General features: G+C 39.0%; 1 pseudogene. It reads right to left on the reverse strand.

Features of this window, described 5'->3' with window-relative positions:
- Positions 1 to 171 precede the first annotated feature (171 nt).
- Positions 172 to 1371, reverse strand: a pseudogene (locus M1G14_RS10865) (IS110 family RNA-guided transposase).
- Positions 1372 to 1617: the final 246 nt, after the last annotated feature.

Consider the following 1617-nt stretch of genomic DNA (forward strand, 5'->3'; position numbering starts at 1 on the left):
CATTTGTCAAGTCTATCAAGGCTTTAAGTAAAAAAAGAGATAAGACAGTATCTATTCTGAGGTTACTGTCTTATTTTTAACACTTTTTGATCTATAAATGGGCATGCTAAAAAAACACCTCATCTGGTATTTTTTGAAACAAGGGGTTACCATAATACGGCATAGACAGCCTTATCGATTTTGGGTCAAAGAGTAATCGTAAAGTTTGTTATGCGTTATGAGGTAATACATTGTTCGAATGAGACGATGTATAGAGGCAATCGTATGTGGCTTAGTTGAAGCTATTGTCGATTGTCTTTTTCGTTTCTCATAAAAGTCAGCGATATGGCAGGGATTGGTATGACTAGCTGAAGCTATGTTGTGAATGCACTTGAATAAGATTTTTTTGGCATAGGGATTACCTTGTTTAGTGATGTGTTCCTTGGCGAGAAAGTTCCCAGATTCATAGTGTCTCAGGTCAATGCCAATAAAAAGCGTTGATTTGATTGGTATACTGCGACGAATATCTCCCAATTCGCCAATGATAGATGTCGCTGTGGTTTCTGCGATGCAAGGAATTGACCGTAAGATGTCATACTCTGGTAAAGGCTGAGCTAGAGCTACCATGTCGTTTAAGACAACCCGTCTGCGTTCAGAAAGACGAAGCAATTCTTGAGCATAGTAACGAACCTCTTCAAGCATTGGAGAGGTTTTCTTGACCGCACAAAAAGATTGTTTAGCGAGTTTTATAAGTTTATCAGTCAGGTAAGCAATACGCTTTTCAGAGATGCGTTTGGAGGTAGATTGACGGATAATCTCACACAAGTTACTTTGAGATAGGCTTAATACAAACTCTTTGCACGGAAAAGCCATCACTAAGTTCCAATATTGCTCTCCAGTAGGTGTGGATAATAGATTTTCCAATTCAGGAAATGTGACTTATAGGACCTTGTGTAGACGGTTTTTAGTTCGAACAAGATCTTCTGTCATATTTTGATAGAAACGGCTTAAATCACGCAGGTGTTGATAAACTTCTTCCTGCACGTAAGTTGGTTTACGATTGTGCACAAGCTAAGATTTAGCCAGCTTTTCAGCGTCAATTTTATCTGTTTTACGAACTCGCAGACTGTTCAATTGCTTCTTAGCTTCCAGTGGATTTAGCCGTGTGTAAGCGTAACTATATTCCTCAAGAAAGGCTTGAAGACGTCGAGAATAGACGCCTGTAGCCTCAAATATAATCTCAGGGTTATGAACAGTTTTCAAGTCGCCCAACAGGCGATTGAATCCAATGGCATCATTGAGTATGGTGTAGCCATGAACCTTCTCACCATTGACTAAAATGGCCACCTCAGAACTTGTTTTACTGCCATCAATTCCAAATACTGCACGCATAATATTACCTCTTTTGTCTTGAATAATTCCATGTTTTAGTGATTTTATTTTCAATACGTGACGTTTAGCATCCTACATACTTTGATCAAACTCCACCTAAAACAAGGTGTCTTGCCAGTTTGTCAAACGACGTCTAGCGCCATAGAGCCCTACGACTTTACAAGACACCACTACTTTAACATAAAGAAAAAGTAGTGAGTACTCTCTCGCGTCGGAGATTTCTTCACTACTAATCTTAGTATGTTT

This window comes from Streptococcus parasanguinis (assembly GCF_023109675.1).
Lineage (GTDB): Bacteria > Bacillota > Bacilli > Lactobacillales > Streptococcaceae > Streptococcus > Streptococcus parasanguinis_I.